Origin of the sequence: Candidatus Darwinibacter acetoxidans (genome assembly GCF_041936445.1) — a bacterium.
In the GTDB taxonomy this organism is placed as follows: domain Bacteria; phylum Bacillota; class Limnochordia; order Darwinibacteriales; family Darwinibacteriaceae; genus DTU010.
In genome coordinates this window covers 1-1061 of record NZ_JBHGXH010000333.1, presented here as the reverse complement: position 1 = coordinate 1061, position 1061 = coordinate 1, and the positions used below count along the sequence as shown (strand labels likewise).

General features: G+C 56.6%; 1 protein-coding gene and 1 pseudogene. Both read right to left on the bottom strand.

What is annotated here, in order from left to right:
• Positions 1-277 (bottom strand): annotated as a pseudogene (locus ACE4YL_RS14565) (hypothetical protein); the annotation flags it as partial.
• Positions 270-1061, bottom strand: a 792-nt coding sequence (locus tag ACE4YL_RS14560) for a DUF6361 family protein (protein WP_461369744.1), incomplete at its 5' end; no start/stop codon positions are given. The pseudogene ACE4YL_RS14565 and the gene ACE4YL_RS14560, both read right to left, overlap by 8 nt.

Below are 1061 nucleotides of genomic sequence, written 5' to 3'. Positions count from 1 at the left end.
TGTAAAGCAAAGTGGCTGTCCGGGGCACGGTTATCCGCCCCTTCTGGCAAAAGATCACCAGCCTGCCGGCCACCCGGCGCAGGGCTTCAATCACTTCAACCCGCCCGCCTAAATCAAAATCCTTCTCCTGGCATTCATAGTAGACCATGGCCAGCGGCGCAAACAACAGCGTCAGTAGGTCCAGCGAAAAGGTAGTAGCCAGCGCCCTGTCCAGGATATATCCGGGCGGCGGTTTCAGTTCGTTCAAATAGATATGGCGGGCTTCAGGATTAAGCATGCTGCTGCCCCCTGTTCAGTCCGGCCAGGATATCGGCGATGATTTTTTTGACTTCTTTCCAGCGAAAGCTGAGCCGGTAGCTTCCTGATGAACCGCTCCATGCCGCCAGAGCCCGGGGGTTTTCCAGCCTAGCCCGGGCGCCTTTCAGGTATCGCTCCCGGTCGCGGATAAGCACCTGCGCCGCTCCATCCTCCCCTATCGCGGCAAGGTTGCCCCCTTCAAAAACCAGGCGCAGCCAGTCTTCAACAAACTTTACGGTAAGCCGCGGCACGGCCTGCTTCAGGAACTCGAGAGCCCAGAATTCCTTGCGCCGCCCATACCACTGCCTTAACTCCGTCCAGCGCGCGTGCATCGAGGCAGCCCACTCGTCCAGCTCCGCTTCATACTGTTCAATCCTTTTCTGCCGTCCTGACTCGCGGGCCAGCATCAGGTTATAAAGGATCGCCGCTCCGTAGATAGTCTTGGAGAAATTCCTGGCGTGAGCAACTTCCTGCTGCAGCGAAACCGGCAAAGTGCCGATCAGGGGCTGCTCCCAGAAATAAGCGCTATCCTCAATGGAACCTGACACCAGGAAATTGGCCAGCAGGCTTTTTGGATGCTCCGCCAGCACCCGCTCCTGGAGATAGACCGCCTCATCACGAGTCAGCGCGAATTCAGCATATTGGAATAAATTGTCCGGCGGGTCGGGCAGGTTGGGATCCCAGTTATCTTTCAGGACCGCGGTAGGTTCGTTGTCATCAGTTTTCAGAAGCTGCTTCTTTTTGCGGTAATACCTTTCCAGGTA